The sequence below is a fragment of the Photobacterium panuliri genome (assembly GCF_059920555.1).
On record NZ_CP197192.1, the window covers coordinates 2,236,691 to 2,254,285 of the forward strand.

At 45.7% G+C, this 17,595-nt stretch carries 12 protein-coding genes; 6 read left to right on the forward strand and 6 right to left on the reverse strand.

What is annotated here, in order from left to right; genetic code table 11:
- Positions 1 to 222 precede the first annotated feature (222 nt).
- Positions 223 to 756, forward strand: coding sequence for a hypothetical protein (locus tag ACSF8X_RS10360; RefSeq protein ID WP_500849865.1), 534 nt, complete (start codon positions 223 to 225; stop codon positions 754 to 756).
- A 243-nt stretch (positions 757 to 999) separates the two neighbouring features.
- The gene (locus ACSF8X_RS10365; protein ID WP_500849866.1) at positions 1,000 to 1,470 is read left to right on the forward strand and encodes a tellurite resistance TerB family protein; all 471 of its coding nucleotides are present in this window, start codon (positions 1,000 to 1,002) and stop codon (positions 1,468 to 1,470) included.
- 36 nt (positions 1,471 to 1,506) lie between these two features.
- Here the strand turns inward: ACSF8X_RS10365 and ACSF8X_RS10370 are convergent, their stop codons facing one another.
- The 3 genes from ACSF8X_RS10370 to rnk form a co-directional block, all read right to left on the reverse strand.
- On the reverse strand, positions 1,507 to 3,231 hold the full coding sequence (locus tag ACSF8X_RS10370; protein ID WP_500849867.1) for a helicase-related protein: 1,725 nt from the start codon (positions 3,229 to 3,231) through the stop codon (positions 1,507 to 1,509).
- A gap of 9 nt (positions 3,232 to 3,240) precedes the next feature.
- A complete protein-coding gene (locus ACSF8X_RS10375) occupies positions 3,241 to 3,900 on the reverse strand; it encodes a DEAD/DEAH box helicase (protein WP_500849868.1) in 660 nt (219 codons plus the stop codon).
- A 73-nt stretch (positions 3,901 to 3,973) separates the two neighbouring features.
- Positions 3,974 to 4,381, reverse strand: a complete 408-nt coding sequence (gene rnk, locus ACSF8X_RS10380; RefSeq protein WP_500849869.1) for a nucleoside diphosphate kinase regulator — start codon at positions 4,379 to 4,381, stop codon at positions 3,974 to 3,976.
- A gap of 659 nt (positions 4,382 to 5,040) precedes the next feature.
- Between rnk and ACSF8X_RS10385 the strand changes: the two genes are divergently transcribed.
- The 3 genes from ACSF8X_RS10385 (at position 5,041) to ACSF8X_RS10395 (ending at position 10,726) form a co-directional block, all read left to right on the forward strand.
- Entirely contained in the window at positions 5,041 to 5,937 is an 897-nt protein-coding gene (locus tag ACSF8X_RS10385; protein WP_047880980.1) for a 1,4-dihydroxy-2-naphthoyl-CoA synthase, read from the forward strand.
- 456 nt (positions 5,938 to 6,393) lie between these two features.
- On the forward strand, positions 6,394 to 8,082 hold the full coding sequence (locus tag ACSF8X_RS10390) for an NAD-dependent malic enzyme (RefSeq protein ID WP_047880981.1): 1,689 nt from the start codon (positions 6,394 to 6,396) through the stop codon (positions 8,080 to 8,082).
- A gap of 1,156 nt (positions 8,083 to 9,238) precedes the next feature.
- On the forward strand, positions 9,239 to 10,726 hold the full coding sequence (locus ACSF8X_RS10395; protein ID WP_047879252.1) for an alanine/glycine:cation symporter family protein: 1,488 nt from the start codon (positions 9,239 to 9,241) through the stop codon (positions 10,724 to 10,726).
- A gap of 269 nt (positions 10,727 to 10,995) precedes the next feature.
- Here ACSF8X_RS10395 and pepT read toward each other — a convergent pair whose 3' ends face one another.
- From pepT to ACSF8X_RS10410, 3 genes are all read right to left on the reverse strand, one after another.
- Positions 10,996 to 12,237, reverse strand: coding sequence for a peptidase T (pepT, locus tag ACSF8X_RS10400; protein WP_500849870.1), 1,242 nt, complete (start codon positions 12,235 to 12,237; stop codon positions 10,996 to 10,998).
- 197 nt (positions 12,238 to 12,434) lie between these two features.
- Positions 12,435 to 13,796 (reverse strand): C4-dicarboxylate transporter DcuC, encoded by a 1,362-nt coding sequence (dcuC, locus tag ACSF8X_RS10405; RefSeq protein WP_047879250.1) that lies wholly within the window; start codon positions 13,794 to 13,796, stop codon positions 12,435 to 12,437.
- A gap of 98 nt (positions 13,797 to 13,894) precedes the next feature.
- Positions 13,895 to 14,758: a MurR/RpiR family transcriptional regulator gene (locus ACSF8X_RS10410; protein WP_500849871.1), complete on the reverse strand. Its 864-nt coding sequence runs from the start codon at positions 14,756 to 14,758 to the stop codon at positions 13,895 to 13,897.
- A 796-nt stretch (positions 14,759 to 15,554) separates the two neighbouring features.
- On the opposite strand from ACSF8X_RS10410, the gene ACSF8X_RS10415 reads away from it, so the two are divergent.
- Complete coding sequence (locus tag ACSF8X_RS10415; RefSeq protein WP_500849872.1) at positions 15,555 to 17,543, forward strand: bifunctional metallophosphatase/5'-nucleotidase; 1,989 nt, start codon at positions 15,555 to 15,557, stop codon at positions 17,541 to 17,543.
- Positions 17,544 to 17,595: the final 52 nt, after the last annotated feature.

Below are 17,595 nucleotides of genomic sequence, written 5' to 3' on the forward strand. Positions count from 1 at the left end.
TGATGTTTCAATATCAAAATCTTTGCAAATTCTACCACATTCTTCCGGCTTCACGCAGTTTGCGTCCTAACTCAGTGAAAAATCGGTTCTTCTACTAGAGGTATTCCCCTACCCCTACATAATTTAATAATCAGTTTGCATAATCAATAACCCTTTCTCCATTGTCGATCCCCAATTGCAGCAGTACCCTTAAAGAATAAATAAACCCAGAGGGAATAATGAATGAAAAAAGCCCTACTAGGCACCATCCTCGCCAGTAGCATCGCCTTCCCAGCCTTTGCCGCTCAACCTGTACAGCTTTCTGTGCCAGGCAACAACCTACCGGCAGGTGATGTTCACGGTTTTCGCGCCTCGCTATTCTACGGTCAAACACCGTCAGTAGCCGGTTTCCAGCTGCCAATTCTCGGCCTTGCTGAATCTAGCCAATTCAAAGGGCTTAGCGTCGGGGTTCTATTTGGTGCCAACCGCGTGACCAATGATTCTGTTGGTGCAAAATTCGGCCTTGCAAACTGGAACGACAATCGAGCAACAGGGGCTGATATTGGCTTCTTGAACTATACGGGCAACCAATTCACTGGCTTGCAATTTGGTACGGTAAACTATGCAGGCAGCCTCAATGGGGTGCAGTTCGGGTTCATCAATGCAACCGACCATATCAATAAAGGTGTGCAAATAGGCCTGATCAACTACGACAAATCGGGAACATTTGTCAGCAAAAACCTCCCTGTATTCCCTATCATCAATGCGCGCTTTTAATTAGCTATTCGCCCCTTTATCTGCTTCCTAAATTCAAAAGGAGCCAGTACCGGACAGACCCCCTGTCCGGTACTTTTATTTACTTACACCCATTGCTATGCTCCATTTCGCACAAACCACCGTATATTGATGTAATACCCAACTAACCATATACAACATAAAATACGTGCCATTAGTCCCGTATTCGGAACTCTTGTTTCAACACAATGTCGAATTTTATAACTAAGTAAATCGAGGCAAAGCATGTTCAATAAATTGCGTTCAATATTCCGTCAGGTCATGCTCGAAGGAAGCGATGGCGGGGCTGTCGATACGCCTTCACTTCATTTGGCAATGGCTTGCCTGCTTTGTGAAGTGGCCAATGCCGACCATGATGAAGATCCAAGAGAAACAAAGGCTAAACAACATCAGTTAGTCCATTTATTGGGTGTTGACGATGCTCAGGCGAGCCAGTTACTCGCTATGGCTCAACGCCAAAGCAAGCAATCCGTCTCATTGTATGAATTTACCACCAAGCTGCGCTCGCTCATGCCCAATCAGCGCTATGCACTGATTGAAGCCATGTGGCAAATTGCCTACGCCGATGGCGCGCTAGATCCAATGGAAGAAGCCGTGATCCGCCAGGTTGCAGAGTTGATCTACGTTGATCATACCGAATTTATTCGTGCTAAGTTAGCGGCTCAACCCGCCCCTAACGTTTTACCTAAAGAATAACTCGTCGGGCAGCCAATTGGCTGCCCAACTCCCATATTAGCGCACATCAATCGTACGGCTTGCTTTGCGGTACTGAACCTTCCATCCCTGCCAGCGTGGTAATTCCCAACGCTTGGGATCCGCCTTTCGCCCACCGCCTTGATACACGGCAACCACCAGCTTACGGCCAATATGGTATTCGACAGCCATCGTCAGATCATTGAGTTTTACTTGATACGGAAACTCACAATCAAAGTCTTCCCGCTCCCATTGCGGGATCCCCTCAAACACAAATTCATCAGCACTAAATAAAGCCAGATCGTCCTCTGACTCAACACCTAACGCCTCAATCTGTTCAGTAAGCCATTGCTTGGCGTCAACAACCGTCGCGGGACGGGTACAGGCTTCCGGTTGATAGCGCCCCAGAGCCAAATAGAGGTTCCATTGGTGAATATCAGCCCTTACCCGTTCAGCCAACCCTTCCAGCAACAAGCCATCCCACACCATTTCAAGCAATGCACGAGCGGCGCTCTCCCCTTCCGGAGACTGCCAAGAGGAAGCAATCACCCGACCGGCATAGACCCGCCGATGCTCGACCCTGATACCCTCATCCGTAGCGATGGAATCACCAAGCACAGTTTGAGCCATATCAAGTTCGCAAATATAGCCCAACGGCACAGGAGCCATACATGTAGCCAAGACCAGATTTTGTTTCAGCCCTTTTTTCCCGGCCAAAGCAAACTGATCAAAAATAATGGCCGCCTCTGCGTCATCGGCAAAGCGGCTATCTCGCCCAATACTCACTTCCGCATAGCCATTACCCAATGCTTGGCGACGCTTTTCCCGCCTGACGTACACTAATTCAGGAGCCGCTTGCATGACCGCTTTTAGCCAAGGTTCTCGCCGCACTGTCGTGGCCACATCCAAGTCTGGCAATTGCAGTGCTTCTCGCATTTGTGTCGATAGCATCTGCGCTTCGGCCAAGGTGGCCTTGTCGACATCCAGCCATTCAGGAAGGTTATCATGATCCGTCATTCTGACCATTTTGATCAAAGCCATTGCATCACAATGATACGGTTCCCATTTCGCTAATTTCTCGCAAGTTTCCTCATTGCCGGGCGGGGTCCATATTTTTTGGTAAACACTGAGCGATGCCGCCAAATCAACCATCGCCTCTCGGCTGGCCTTGTCCGGCATGGCTGTAATCAAGTGGGCAAACAAGGTATCAATCGGCAATGGATAGAGAATACGACCATGCTCTGTCACCTCGCCTTGTGGATCAATGGCCATTATCTGCTGCAACTTTTCGCTTGCTGCTGTCAGCGATTTATCGGGCACGGAATCGACAAAAGGCAATGCATCCAACCGGTATCCGCTACAGGCAGCCGCCAGCATGGGTTCAACCAGCTCCTCGCGCTGCAATTCAGGCGGGGTGATCAGTTCAAGCGGTGCCGCCTTACCATAGAGCCTCAAACACAAACCATCAGCAACACGACCTGCACGTCCCTTGCGCTGCTCTGCACTGGCGCGTGAAATAGCATGCAACCCTAACACGGTACGGCCATTTCGTTGATGGGTACGCCGCTCAAGACCAGTATCAATAATCAAGGTAACACCGGGAATCGTCAGCGAGGTTTCCGCAACGTTGGTCGCCAAAATAATCCGCTGCTTATCGCTAGGAGTCAGCGCACGTAGCCTTTCTTGATCCGATACCGAAGAGTGAAGCGCAATAACATCCACAAGGCCCATCTCAATTTGATCACGAAGTGCCTGCCCAAGCATGGCGGAACACTAACTGATCTCCTTACGACCGGGCAAGAACACCAAGATATCCCGATGCAACTGATAATGTTCAAGCAGTACCTCTTTGACACGGCTCTCGATATGTCGGGCCTCAGGCATATTGCGGCTATCCGATGCCAAATGGCGAACATCAACATGGAACTGACGTCCTTCAGCACTCAGACAGCATCCTCCTAAGTATCGAGTCAGGCGTTCGCTGTCCAACGTTGCGGATGTCACCACCAGCCGGTGGCTATCTAATGTCTTGAGCATCGCCAGCAACAGGTCTGTATCCCAACGACGTTCATGGAACTCATCGACAATAACCGTTTTGAAATCCGCCAGTCTGTTTTCCGTCATCCAGCGCAGAGCAACGCCAGGGGTAACAAATACCACTTGGGTTTGCTCACTAAAGTAATTCTCAAAACGAATCGCATAGCCCACACTGTCCCCGACCGCCTCGTGGCGTTCTGCAGCCACAAACTCAGCCAAAGAACGGCAGGCAACTCGACGGGGTTCAACCACCAGCACCCGGCCATGTTCCGCAGCCCATACAGGCAATCGTGTTGACTTACCCGAACCGGTCTCTGCGGTAACAACAAGATGGTGTTGTGATAAATGGGTCAGAAATGCTGTTCTTAACGAATCAATAGGCAGGGTCAAAGACATAGATGAATGAGCTTTATCAATAATAATGGCGACATTGTGACAAGAATTGCCTCAAATCGCCATTACATCATCGCTACACGCAGTATTCACTACTACGTTCCGGCTGGTATACCACATCTAGAATCTCAATGGTGCGCTCATTTCCATCGGGCATTGGCCATGACAATTGCTGCCCGACAGAAAGTCCAAGCAAAGCGCTACCGATTGGGGCAAATATAGAAATCTCATCATTGGTTTTTACCTCATGAGGATAAACCAATTTTTTCTGTATCTGTTTTTCATTACCAATAAATTTAAAGATAACTGTCGAATTCATTGTGACAACATTATCTGGAATACATTCTGGTTCTACAATATTTGCACGGTCAAGTTCATCCTCTAGCCTGATAAGGGCTTCAGGAAGCGACTTCATGTTCTCTAGCAACGCATAAATACGTTCTAAATCAATAGTTGAAACAAAAATAGAGCTATTGTCAGACATAAATTATCCCCAAAATAGAAAACCGCCTGAAAGCAGGCGGCAGGTCCTTATAAAATTCTGATAAAATAATAGCTAACCGTTGCAGCTCTTATTTATTACTGTCGAAAAGCAGCTTGGAATATCACTGTAATCGAATATTCACTGATAATATGCCAACAACATCACAGAATTAATTTTTATTTATTTTTCTGAAATTAACAATGGGAATAACATTAGTCTATATTCAAGATAATTACAAAATTTAAATATCTAAAATGAATGACGTAACATTTTTATTGGCATTATACAAAAATAAGCTCAAATTATGACAATTCCATTGTTCCTATGGTTTTAACCGTTGTCTCAATAACAGCCGTGGGTTAGTCCACTAAGTCGTTCAGAGCGAATCCATAACGACCCTCGCTATCAATGAACTCTCTCATCCTCTCAGCAACAACCCAACCTTAGCAGCGGCTCCAAAGTAACAACACCGCAGGCCAATATGTCAGAGCTCTCCTTTGGGCGAGATACATACCGATATTAATTCCCCAATAAATGACGGATTATTGAACCATACCGAGTAAAATCCCACCCTTTTTGTCATAATCTTTCATAAAACGTTGACATTTACCGGCAACTCCCTAGCCTTACACCATCATTCCATCGAGGCAATCGTCATCATGAGCCACAAACACATTTTCAATCCTGAATTGTGGGATGAAGTCCCTGGTTTTGACTTTGAAGATATCACTTACCACCGGGCCAAAGCACACGGCACCGTGCGTATCGCTATTAACCGTCCTGACTGTCTGAACGCCTTCCGCCCTAAGACAGTAGATGAACTGTATACGGCACTTGACCACGCACGCCAATGGTCTGACGTAGGTTGTGTCCTACTTACAGGTAATGGCCCATCTGAAAAAGGCCAATGGTCATTTTCATCCGGCGGCGACCAACGTATTCGTGGTAAAGACGGCTACAAGTACGAAGGTGAAGAAGCTGGTACTGCCGATGTGGCTCGTATGGGTCGACTACATATCCTTGAAGTACAACGTCTTATCCGCTTTATGCCTAAAGTTGTCATTGCCGTTGTACCAGGCTGGGCGGTCGGTGGCGGCCATAGCCTGCACGTTGTTTGTGATCTGACCTTGGCGTCAAAAGAGCACGCCATCTTCAAGCAGACAGATCCGGACGTTGCATCATTCGACTCTGGTTATGGCTCGGCATACCTAGCTAAAATGATCGGTCAGAAACGCGCCCGTGAAATCTTCTTCTGTGGCTTCAACTATAGCGCACAGGAAGCCTACGAAATGGGGATGGTCAATAAGGTCGTCGATCATTTTGATCTAGAAGAAGAAGCCCTTCGCTGGGCGAAAGAAATCAACAGCAAATCACCAACAGCCATGCGCATGCTTAAATACGGTTTTAACCTGCCTGATGATGGCTTAGTTGGTCAGCAACTTTTTGCAGGCGAAGCCACTCGTCTTGCATATGGTACTGACGAAGCGCAAGAAGGCCGCGATGCCTTTTTGGAAAAACGTGACCAAGATTTCAGTAAGTTCCCTTGGCACTACTGATTACTGGCAACACTGCAGTTTATTCAACGCCCGCTTATGCGGGCGTTTTTGTATCTATGCATAACAGATCAGCAGCCCCAGGAAAAACAACAATTAAACAAATCCATTCAAATTAAATTACATAAAACCCATGTTTAAAAACAAATCTCACAACTTGCATTCATCGAATCTCCACCGATCATCACAATAGTCAGACAGCCGATAAACACCCCAACCAAAGAAACCAACCACAAACAAGACCGATACAAAAATCCAAAGCAAAACCACCAAAAGCAACAAATGCAAAACAAAACAACAGTTACCGTGTTAACGACCGTAAAAATTGACATGAAAATATGATCCAATTCGCGAAATTTCTGCTGATTACCTTTGAATATTCAGCACGGTAGATCTACGATTACCGCCTGTATGGAATGCTTCCATTTGTCCCCTAAAAAACGAAACAGAGCCTATTGCATGAACAACAATAAACGCCCTCTTTATATCCCTTACGCAGGCCCTGCGTTACTTGAGACCCCCCTGCTAAATAAAGGAAGTGCATTCTCTGTCGAGGAACGTATGTTCTTCAACCTCGAAGGCCTGCTCCCAGAAGCCATCGAAAGTATCGAAGAACAGGCTGAACGTGCTTATCAGCAGTACATGAAATTCGAAAATGACATGGACAAGCACATCTACCTACGCAACATCCAAGATACCAACGAAACCCTATTTTACCGATTGGTCGAAAACCATATCACCGAAATGATGCCAATCATCTACACCCCGACAGTTGGTGCTGCTTGCGAAAACTTCTCTAATATTTACCGTCGTGGTCGCGGCCTGTTTATCTCATACCCGAACCGCGACCGTATCGAAGATATGCTCAACAATGCTTCTCGCCACAACGTAAAAGTTATCGTTGTAACTGATGGCGAGCGTATTCTGGGTCTTGGCGATCAGGGCATCGGCGGTATGGGTATTCCTATTGGTAAGCTGTCACTGTACACCGCCTGTGGTGGTATCAGCCCGGCTTACACCCTACCCGTTGTTCTTGATGTCGGCACTAACAACCCACAGCGCCTTTCTGATCCTATGTACATGGGCTGGCGTCATCCTCGTATTACAGGGCAAGAATACGACAACTTCGTTGATGACTTCATTCAGGCAGTTAAAGAACGTTGGCCTGATGCACTAATTCAATTTGAAGACTTTGCTCAAAATAACGCAATGCCGCTGTTGGAGCGTTACAAAAACAAAGTTTGCTGCTTTAACGATGATATTCAAGGCACGGCTGCAGTAACCGTTGGTTCTCTACTTGCTGCATGTAAAGCTGCAGGTAGCCGTTTGTCAGAACAACGCGTGACTTTCCTTGGTGCAGGCTCTGCCGGCTGTGGTATCGCCGAAGCCATTATTGCGCAGATGGTTTCTGAAGGTATTTCAGATGCTCAGGCACGAAGCCAAGTCTACATGGTCGACCGCTGGGGCCTGCTTGTTGACGATATGCCAAATCTGATCAACTTCCAGAAGACATTGGTTCAGACGCGCGAGAAAATCAACGAGTGGGAAACAGAGGACAACAATATCTCCCTGCTTGATGTGATGCGCAATGCCAAACCAACCATTTTGATCGGTGTATCTGGTGTTCCTGGCCTATTCAGCGAAGAAGTTATCCGTGAGATGCACCAGCACTGCGAACGTCCGATTATCTTCCCGCTATCTAACCCTACCAGCCGTGTTGAAGCGACACCTGCAGATTTGATCCGCTGGACAGATGGTCATGCCCTTGTTGCTACAGGTTCACCATTTGAGCCAGTAATCCATAACGGTAAGACGTACCAAATTGCCCAGTGCAATAATAGCTATATCTTCCCAGGTATTGGTCTTGGCGTACTCGCGGTTGGTGCGCGCCGCGTAACAGATGAAATGCTAATGGAAAGTAGCCGTGCGTTGGCTGAATGCTCGCCAATGGCAAAAGATGGCAAAGGCCCTCTTCTTCCGCCACTAGAAGAAATTCAGAATGTCTCTCGTCATATCGCCTTTGCCGTTGCCAAGAAAGCTGTAGAGCAACGTAAAGCGCCGAAAAACTCTGACGAACGTATTAAAGAGAAAATCGACGATAACTTCTGGAGTTCAGAATACCGCCGCTACAAGCGTACCTCTTTCTAATCCACTCATAATAGGGCTCCATTATGGGAGTCATACCGCAAACCCGCCATATGGCGGGTTTTTTATAGCCATTATTCAGCTATACGTCAGGCGAATTCTGCCATAGTTATCCTATTGAAGCACTTTATTGCATATATAAATGCGCCATATTGCATTACAGGATTCAAAATCAAGATAAAAATAAACTTTAATTGTATATCTTTGCAATGAATCCCAGAAATTTCTCAACCTATTTATACTGTTGCAAAATTATGTATATGATTACATTCAAACAAAATCTTGTACGGTAATAATAATAATTCTTTGGAGACACTATGCTACGATTACCGATGTGTACAAAATGCGGCCAATCAGAAGAGTTTATGGTAAGTGAGGATGAGCAATATATTTGTGTCTGCGGCCATCAATTCCGCCCTAATTTCGATACTCGCATCAACACACTGCCTGAGAAACCGAAACAAGAACCTTGGCAATTTTCAGCACTAATCCCTATCCATTGATCAACCCACATCTGCAGTGCCGGTTAATTCATTCTCTTTTACCGGCACCGACATTCTCACATTATAAAAATAGAAACCCCATTTTATCGATTGCGCGTCCCGCAATTTAAGAAAATATTGTTAAAAATACGTTTACATTTAACCCTTGGAATATTTATTCATAACATTTTCAATTAAGTCGAGAGTCACTCTATCTCACATGTTAAGAATAAATTAATTTCACACCCACCCTTTTAGTTAAAAAACGCGCGCAAACTCGTTAAATCAACGTTAAATTCGAAATTAATTTCAATTGAACAGCGCTCATTACCGACCTAGCTGACAACACTTCAATTAAACATAAGGCACTGATTTAAAATCATTTATTTTACAGCATGAAATACTGCAACGCTAATTTGCATGTTTTCCTTTCACGCAGTGTGACTTAGATCACGCTGATTGTGGCAAATTTCGTGCTAACTTACCTTCCCGTCTACAGATGAAATATCTGATTCATTGTTTCATATTTGTAACCTTTCTTGGTTGCGCAATCATGCCGTTTGGCAAGACAAAACAATAATTATTTCAGAATCATATTCATGAACTGTCGTATAAGGACGTTCCCGTTTGTTCTATTAGCAAATGATTAGTAGGACACCATTTACAGGATATAAAGTATGAGTGTTACGAATGAATCTTGGCTGACCACACTAAATGATGGGCTAAATTCCGTCATTGGAGCCATTAACGGAGTACTATGGGGCCAGCTACTTGTTTACTTACTGGTTGCAGTAGGTATCTACTTCACTTTTCGTCTCGGCTTCATTCAAATTCGCCAATTCAAACATGCTGTCGAAGTGCTAAAAAGTGGTCGTGATGTCGACAATGGCCTGAGTTCCTATCAGGTATTCTGTACCTCTATGGCAGCTCGCGTGGGTACGGGTAACATGGCCGGTGTTGCTGTTGCACTAACAGTAGGTGGCCCTGGCGCCATATTCTGGATGTGGCTGATTGCCCTGTTCGGTATGTCAACGGCGTTTATTGAATCCACATTGGCCCAAATCTACAAAACCAAAGATGTCGACGGTCAATACCGTGGCGGCCCTGCCTACTACATGGAAAAAGGCCTTGGCCAGCGCTGGATGGGGTCTTTGTTCTCTGTCTTCTTGATCATTGCCTTCGGTTTGGTCTTCAACGCCGTACAGGCAAATACCATTACCGATGCACTGAGCCACTCTTTTGGTTTCGATGAAACTATCATGGGTGTGGTCATCGTTGCTTTCTCTGGCTTCTTTATCATGGGCGGCCTACAGAAAATTGCTCAGGCGTCATCCCGCATCGTACCTGTCATGGCAATCGGCTACCTGGCCATTGCAATTGTGATTGTGATTATGAACATCACAGAACTTCCAGCTGTACTGTCTCTGATCGTGAAGAGTGCATTTGGCTGGCAGGAAGCGGCAGCCGGTGGTGTGGCCTACACCATTGCGCAAGCCATGCAGAGCGGTATTGCCCGCGGTCTGTTCTCCAACGAAGCGGGTATGGGCTCAGCAGCCAACGTAGCCGCCAGTGCGACACCAAACCCGAACCACCCTGCCTCTCAGGGCTTCGTTCAAATGCTAGGTGTATTCGTTGATACCATCGTGATTTGTACAGCATCTGCGGCCATGATCATGTTGAGTGGTGTAATGGACCAGCCTGATGCTGCAACCGGTATCAGCCTGCTACAGCAAGCCTTGACCAACGAACTGGGTAGCTGGACAACATACTTCATGGCAGCGGCTATTCTATTGTTCTGTTTCTCGTCAATTATTGCTAACTATAGCTACGCGGAAACAAACGTGATGTTCCTAAACGGCAACACAAAGAAAGGCCTACTTGCATTCCGCCTGTGCGTACTGGCAATGGTTATGTTCGGCTCTGTAGCTTCTTTGCCTGTGGTTTGGAACCTCGCCGATGCATCAATGGGCATGATGGCCTTGATCAACATCGTCGCACTAGTTTTGCTTTCAAAACTGGCAATCAAAGTCATCAAAGACTACGAACTACAGCTGAAACAAGGCAAGATGCCTGAGTTTGACCGCTCTAAGTTCCCAGAACTTGACGAACTTGATGGCGCATGGCATCCGGAAGATAACGCAGAGCCGATTGCATCTAGCAAATAAGCTTCGTTACCCAACCCCAAGAGCCAGCAATATGCTGGCTCTTTTTTTTCAATCTGGCTTATTTTCTCTCCACCCCTCCTCCGTTGCATACCACATACCAGCCTGTATACCTAACGCCCCCTCCATCGCCCAGCTATCCAACACTATTTATGCCGTATAGATACAAAGAACATAGAGCATCTAAATCGATGATTAAAGAAATTGACCATAAAAAAATCCCCATCAAGAATGGGGATTTAATACAGTTGATATCAGATGGGCATTATTTATTAGGCATCAATGCGCTCAGCCGTTATACGAATCACATCAACAACTACATTGCTGGCAGCCTCAAGCGAGCTCACAGGCAAGTATTCATAAATAGAGTGGAAATTATGGGCTCCGGTAAAGATGTTCGGGCATGGCAACCCTTTTTGCGACAACACCGCACCATCATAACCGCCACGCATCGGAATCGCATTCATCTCGATCCCATTACGTGAATACGCCTCTTTGGCTATATCAATAGGGAAACTCGCTTCGCCTTCTAGACTATTAGCAACGTTTTCATAACGGTCAGACAAATCAATGTGAACGGCCTGCTCCCCCCACAACACTTGACAACTGTCGGCAAGCTTTTGCAAAAATGCCATACGATCAGCATAGCCTTGCTTGCTGAAATCACGAATATCCATCTTCAACACGGTTTTTGCACTGTTACCAGCCAGCTCTTTCACCCAATAGTAACCCTCGCGGCCATCGGTATATTCTGGCGCTTCCCCCGGCGGCAACATCGCAATGAATTTATGAGCCATCAACAAAGAGTTCTTCAGCTTACCTTTCGCCGACATCGGATGGGCAGACTGACCGGTAAACGTCACCACGGCATTGCCTGCATTCCAGTTCTCATGAACAAATTCGCCAATGCCACAGCAATCTAAGGTATAGCCAAAGTCAGCACCGAATTCCTCTACATCAAATGCCTTAGCACCTCGCAGCCCCTGCTCTTCATCAGGGACAAAAGCCACCTTCACCGGGCCATGCTCAATAGATGGGTTCTCCACCAGCACTTTCACTGCGTGCATAATGGCAGCAATGGCAGCCTTGTCGTCGGCACCCAACAGGCTTGTTCCGTCGGTAACAATAATTTCCTGTCCACGATATTGTGCAATTTCAGGAAATTCCGCTTCTTTCAATACGATATCCAGCGCTGAATTCAGAACGATATCGCCACCGTTATAAGCTACAATCTGCGCCTGTGTATCATTAACCTGCTCGGCACTGGTATCTAGGTGAGCAAAAAACGATACCGTAGGAACGCATTTAGAGGTATTGCTCGGCAGTGTTGCCGTCAGGATCGCCGTATCACGCAAACGAACATCTTCTAAACCCAATTCCGTCAGCTCACGAGCCAACAACTGAGCCAACTCCATCTGCCCCGGTGATGAAGGCATAATGCCAGCAGCACCTTTATTCCTGTCTGTGGTTGTATTAATCCGGGTATAATTCAAAAAGCGTTCAACAATTGTCATGCAACCTTCCTTCTAATTCACCTTACCGTTAATACCTCGGCCATGAAAACAAGACAATAACCAAGCCTATCGGTAGGAGGGATTCAATCGTCAGTACTTTGCAATCAAAGTACTCACGGCTGAACACGCAAGAACAAAACTCGCCGCTTAATAAAATACAGCGGGCCATATGCCCGCTGTATGATCTTCAGCTCACATTAAACAAGAATTTGTGAACAGATCATGATAGTCACCAAACCACCCAACATAGGGATCGCCGTACGCTTAGCCAATTCAATTGGAGATACATTAGCAACCGCCGCACAGGCAATAACCACACCGGCAACCGGTGATGCTGAGCGCATCAGGCCCGCAGCCAACTGCATAGGCAGTGCGACATGCGCAGCGGCCGTACCCACCTGAGCCGCAACATCTGGTGCAAGGTTAGAGAAACTAAAGAACGCAGCATTACCAGAACCTGACAACATGGTGATAGTAACGATGATACCCACCAGCATCACAATCATCGCGCTGTATCCCAAACCAAGGTTTGACGCAGAGTTAAGAAGAAGATCAATAAAACCAATTGCTTTTAGGCCAACAACGAAAACCTGGGCAGCAATAATCAGGGTCACTACGCCAGAGAATACGTTGCCCATACCTTCTAGATATACTTTCAGTGATGCCGCCACTTCTTTGCCGTCGCGGCTGTAAATGAAATCACATACCATCGAAACAAATAGCGCGATAAACATTGCTGTTACCACGTCCATTTTAATCGTGGTGATGGCAAACTTACTGAAAGTAAGAAGTAGCAACAGAGGCAATACAGGTAGGAAAGCAAACCACTTCGGCGCTTTACGCTGCTCTTTCGCTTCTAGGTTAAACTCATGCACAACACCATTTTCTTCATCTTTACGGTCAAAATAACGCTGGCTGACAAAGTGAAGAGCGGCAATCACGATCATCGCAGCAATCGCGACTGGCAACTGGTAACTCGCAAAATAAGTCGCAACATCAATGCCAGACACTTCCGCCGCTTTGTTTGCAGCCGATGAGGCAGGTCCCAAATCCAAACACCCTGTAGTGGCAACAACCGCCGCCGCTGCCGCAGGGTTACAACCAACACCAACAAGTACCGGATACATCGCAACCAACAGAAGCAATGCCAAGCCCGTCGCACTAGGAATGAAGATATTAATCAACTGGCCGATAATATAGGCCATTGCTAACACTAAATATGGATTCTTAATATGAGAAAGCGGCTTAGTTGCAATCTGCACCATCGCATTTGCCGCACCAATATGCCCCATATATTTAGAGAAGCCACCTACAGCCATGATAATCAGGCCGAGCTTAGCTAGAGTACCAGAAGAAATAACTTTAATTACTTCGAAAAAGTCGACAACAATAGAGCCGGTATGTGTACCACCTTTCGGTAAGAAATCTGTGTTACCGTTGATCACACCAAGCATGATCATCATTAAACCAGCAAGGAACAAAACGGCCTGAGTATTATATTTTTTAACAATAAAATACCCCACACCAAATATTGATGGCAAAGCTAAATACGTAATCATTATCGACCTCTTCGATCTTAAATTAATAAATCAATAATTTCAGGGTGAATGAAGCCACCCGTCTTTAAAAACAGGAACAGAATAATTTGAAAATCTAGTTAACTTTTAAACACCCCAAACTCATCAAAGAGATTTTCGATACGTTTGAATCGATAGTCTTTTTCTTGATGGTGGGATAACCCCTTGATCAGCGCCTCGATAAGCGCAAAACCTGCAGCACGGTTATTGAAAAATCCCGTCCCAGCACTTTCAACATTAAAGAGCACATCACAAAATGAAACGAAAGGATTCACTGCTTGATCGGTAATCACAACGATTTTCCCGCCACACTCATGAAACCAATGGACAAGTTTTACAGTAATATTTGAATAACGATGATAGGAAATAGCTAATAATATATCTTCTTTACCGACATCAACTAACTGATGAGGTAATGTTGATATATCTGCTTTTAATAAAACAACATCCTTGCGTAAATAACGTGCAAGCATGTAAAAATAACTTGCAAGTGCTTCAGATGACGCACTACCAATAACATACAACTTACCTCTTTGATCTCGCATAATATTGACAGCATTTTCAAAATCCTGATCCGAAAGCGCATCAAAGGTTTTTTCCATGTTATCCATAATTTCTGCGTAATGGCTGGATAACAGCGTTTCGGCATTCCCTTCACGGGCAGGATCAGTAGTGTGATATTCGTAGCGCTCGATAGGCGTCGTTAACGTTTGGGTTAAATCCTCGGTAACTTGCTTTTTGAATTGGATAAAACCTGAGAAACCCAACCGTTGAAGAAAACGTCCCAAGGTAGCCTTGCCTATTCCGATCTGCTTGCACAGCTCATCAATTTTGGCAAAGGGCAAAACAGTATAGTGATCCATAAAATACTGGGCTATCCGTTTTTCAGCATCCGTATGTGAATCAAACCGATTAACTGCATTGATGAACTCTTGCTTATTCATTACACATCCATTCGCATTTTCAGCCTACTAAGAGTCGCTCTCCTCCTCATAGACGGCCATAACTTTCCTGTTCTTGGCTGGAGCTGCCACTCCGACGTCGTGGGTATTAATTCCCGCCCAGCACTCTATGTGGGAAATTTTTCCATTCATGACAAAATGATGCAAGGGAATACATTTTTCCCATTATTAATTTGTGATCATTCCCTTACCTGACACATGAAAGAGCAATTCATTAATGATGAATGACAAAAATCGCCACACAAGCGCAACAATCTATACCGCAAAAGCATCACTTATCGCTGAATTTAATCCAATTTTTATCAAAACAAAGTCCACTTACGGTTTTTTCTGAAACAGGACAAATATGCGTCAATTTCCAAGTCTACTCAGATCTAAATTTCACAGGAAATTTTTCCCAGCACTGTCACTGCCCATTTTGCAACCAGTGACGTGTTGAAAAATACACCAGTTACATATTTTCTGATTGCCCAGAGACAAGGGGATATCCACGATATAAAAAGTGATGTTTAAAGACGATGATATTGAAAGTCTTTTTCTCTCAATAAGTTATAAAAAACGAAAACCAATCGTTTGCGCAACCGAATAATATAATAGTGATCTCAGTTTTGTTTTTTTGCAATTGCCTGTAAAAATCATCTCGGATATAGTCCCCCCGCCTCATATATCTCTGGCTTTTTCACTGGTAAACCCGGTTTATCACACTATAAAAATGACACTGTGTCCTTTTTCGCTGTGACAGGAAGAAGGTCCAACAGGTCAAGCCCAAGGTAAAATAATGAACATTTCAAAGCCTCTAGTAGCATTGTCCGTAGCCATGGCCCTAACTGGTTGTGCGCAGTCTCCTTTCGCTACCGATGATAGTTTTACCCTTACCGTTGCCCATATCAACGACACCCACTCTAACTTTGATCCGGTGAAGTCAAGCTTCAAGGCCAACGATACCTTGGTATATAACGAATTTGGTGGTTACCCTCGACTACAGACCATGGCTGAGGAATACAAGAAAGCCGCCACCGATGAAAACCGCAGCTTCTTGTTCCTTCATGGTGGTGACGCATGGCAAGGCAGCGCTTACTTCAAAATTAACGAAGGCGCAATGAATGCCGAATTGCTAAGCCGCATGGGACTTGATGCAATGGCGCTTGGTAACCATGAGTTCGACCTCAACAATGCCAAGCTCAACGCCTTCATTAGTGACATCAACTTCCCTGTTCTAGCTGCTAACATCGACACCAGCAACGATCCTGACCTGAAAGACCAAGCAAACCTCAAGCCTTATATTGTTTTCGCATTCGACGGTAACAACAAAGTTCAAGTCAACGACCTCAATAACCTTCCTAAAGACAAAGACATCGTTGCCGTTTTCGGTATTGCCCTTGATGATATGCCAAACCTTGCACCAAACACTGGCAAGGTCGAATTCGAAGACATGGTGACCTCTTCCCAGCAGACTGTCGACTTCCTGAAGTCAAAAGGCATCAACAACATCATCGCCCTAACCCATATCGGCAATGCAGTTGATTTGGATGTCGCCTCTAAGGTAAATGGTATCGACCTTATTGTTGGCGGCCACTCGCATACCCTATTGGGCGATTTCACCAACATCGGCCACGACAATGCCGGCATCTATGCACAAATGGTCAATAACCCGAATGGCCAGAGCCAAACCTGTGTTGTCCAGGCTGGTGAATATGCACAAGCTATCGGCCAACTAGATGTTACTTTCGACAGCAAAGGCAATGTTAGCAACTGTGCAGGCCTTAACACGCTGCTGACCAACGATGAATACTTCCACTCACCAATGCGCGAAGCCAGCAGCAAATTCAACGCTGAAGAAACAGCTGCCGTTGTTGACTTTGTCGAAGGCGAAGAGAATATTGCGATCACAGCGGAAGAAGCCGCTATGCGCCAGCTCATCGACAGCAAGTACAAGCCAGCGGTTGTTAAGGCATACGGCAAAGTTATTTCTCAGGTGCCAGTAGAGATTAACCACGAGCGCCGTCCGGGTGACCGTGGTACAGACAAACATGGTTCTGATGTAGCAACTATTATCGCTGAAGGCCAATACTACTGGGCAAATACCCCTGCCGTACAAGCAGCGACAGGCATGAAAGTGGACTTCTCGCTAATCGGCGCTGGTGGTATTCGTACCAACTTTGAAGCTGGTGAATACCGCGAAGGTAATGTTTCGCTAGAAATGCTGCCTTTCTCAAACTTCATGTCTGTCGTACCGTTGAAAGGTTCAGTTGTGAAGTCTCTGATCCAAGAGACGATTACTGCAACCCTACCAGAAGGCGCTCACGCAGGTAAATTCCCATACGGCGGCCACATCCGTTACCAGTACACAGAAACCACACCACACAAAGCCGGTAAAGTGGATTTTGTTGAAGTGATGACTGGCACAGAAGCCAACCCAGTATGGACGCCAATTGACGACAACAAGATCTACAATGTTGCGATCAACAACTACAATGCGACAGGTAACGATGGCTGGACGGCACTGTACAACGCGCAGAAAGACTCATCAGACCGTGTTGACCTTGCTTACGTAAATGGCAAAATCACAGGCTTCCCCGTGCAGAAGATCGATGAAGTGAACGGTAAATACAAAGTCCGTTACGAAGGTCAGGCACCTAACTGTAAAGCAGCCAACACTCGCTGTAATACAGATGCACAAGCCGTTATTGACTATATTGCCGATCAAAAACCGACTCTTAAGCCTCTGAGCTACGAAGTGGTTACTTTTGAGCGTGCAGCTAAATAAGCGCTACCGCCTATAACAAACAAAGGGCTTTGGATATCCAAAGCCCTTTTTC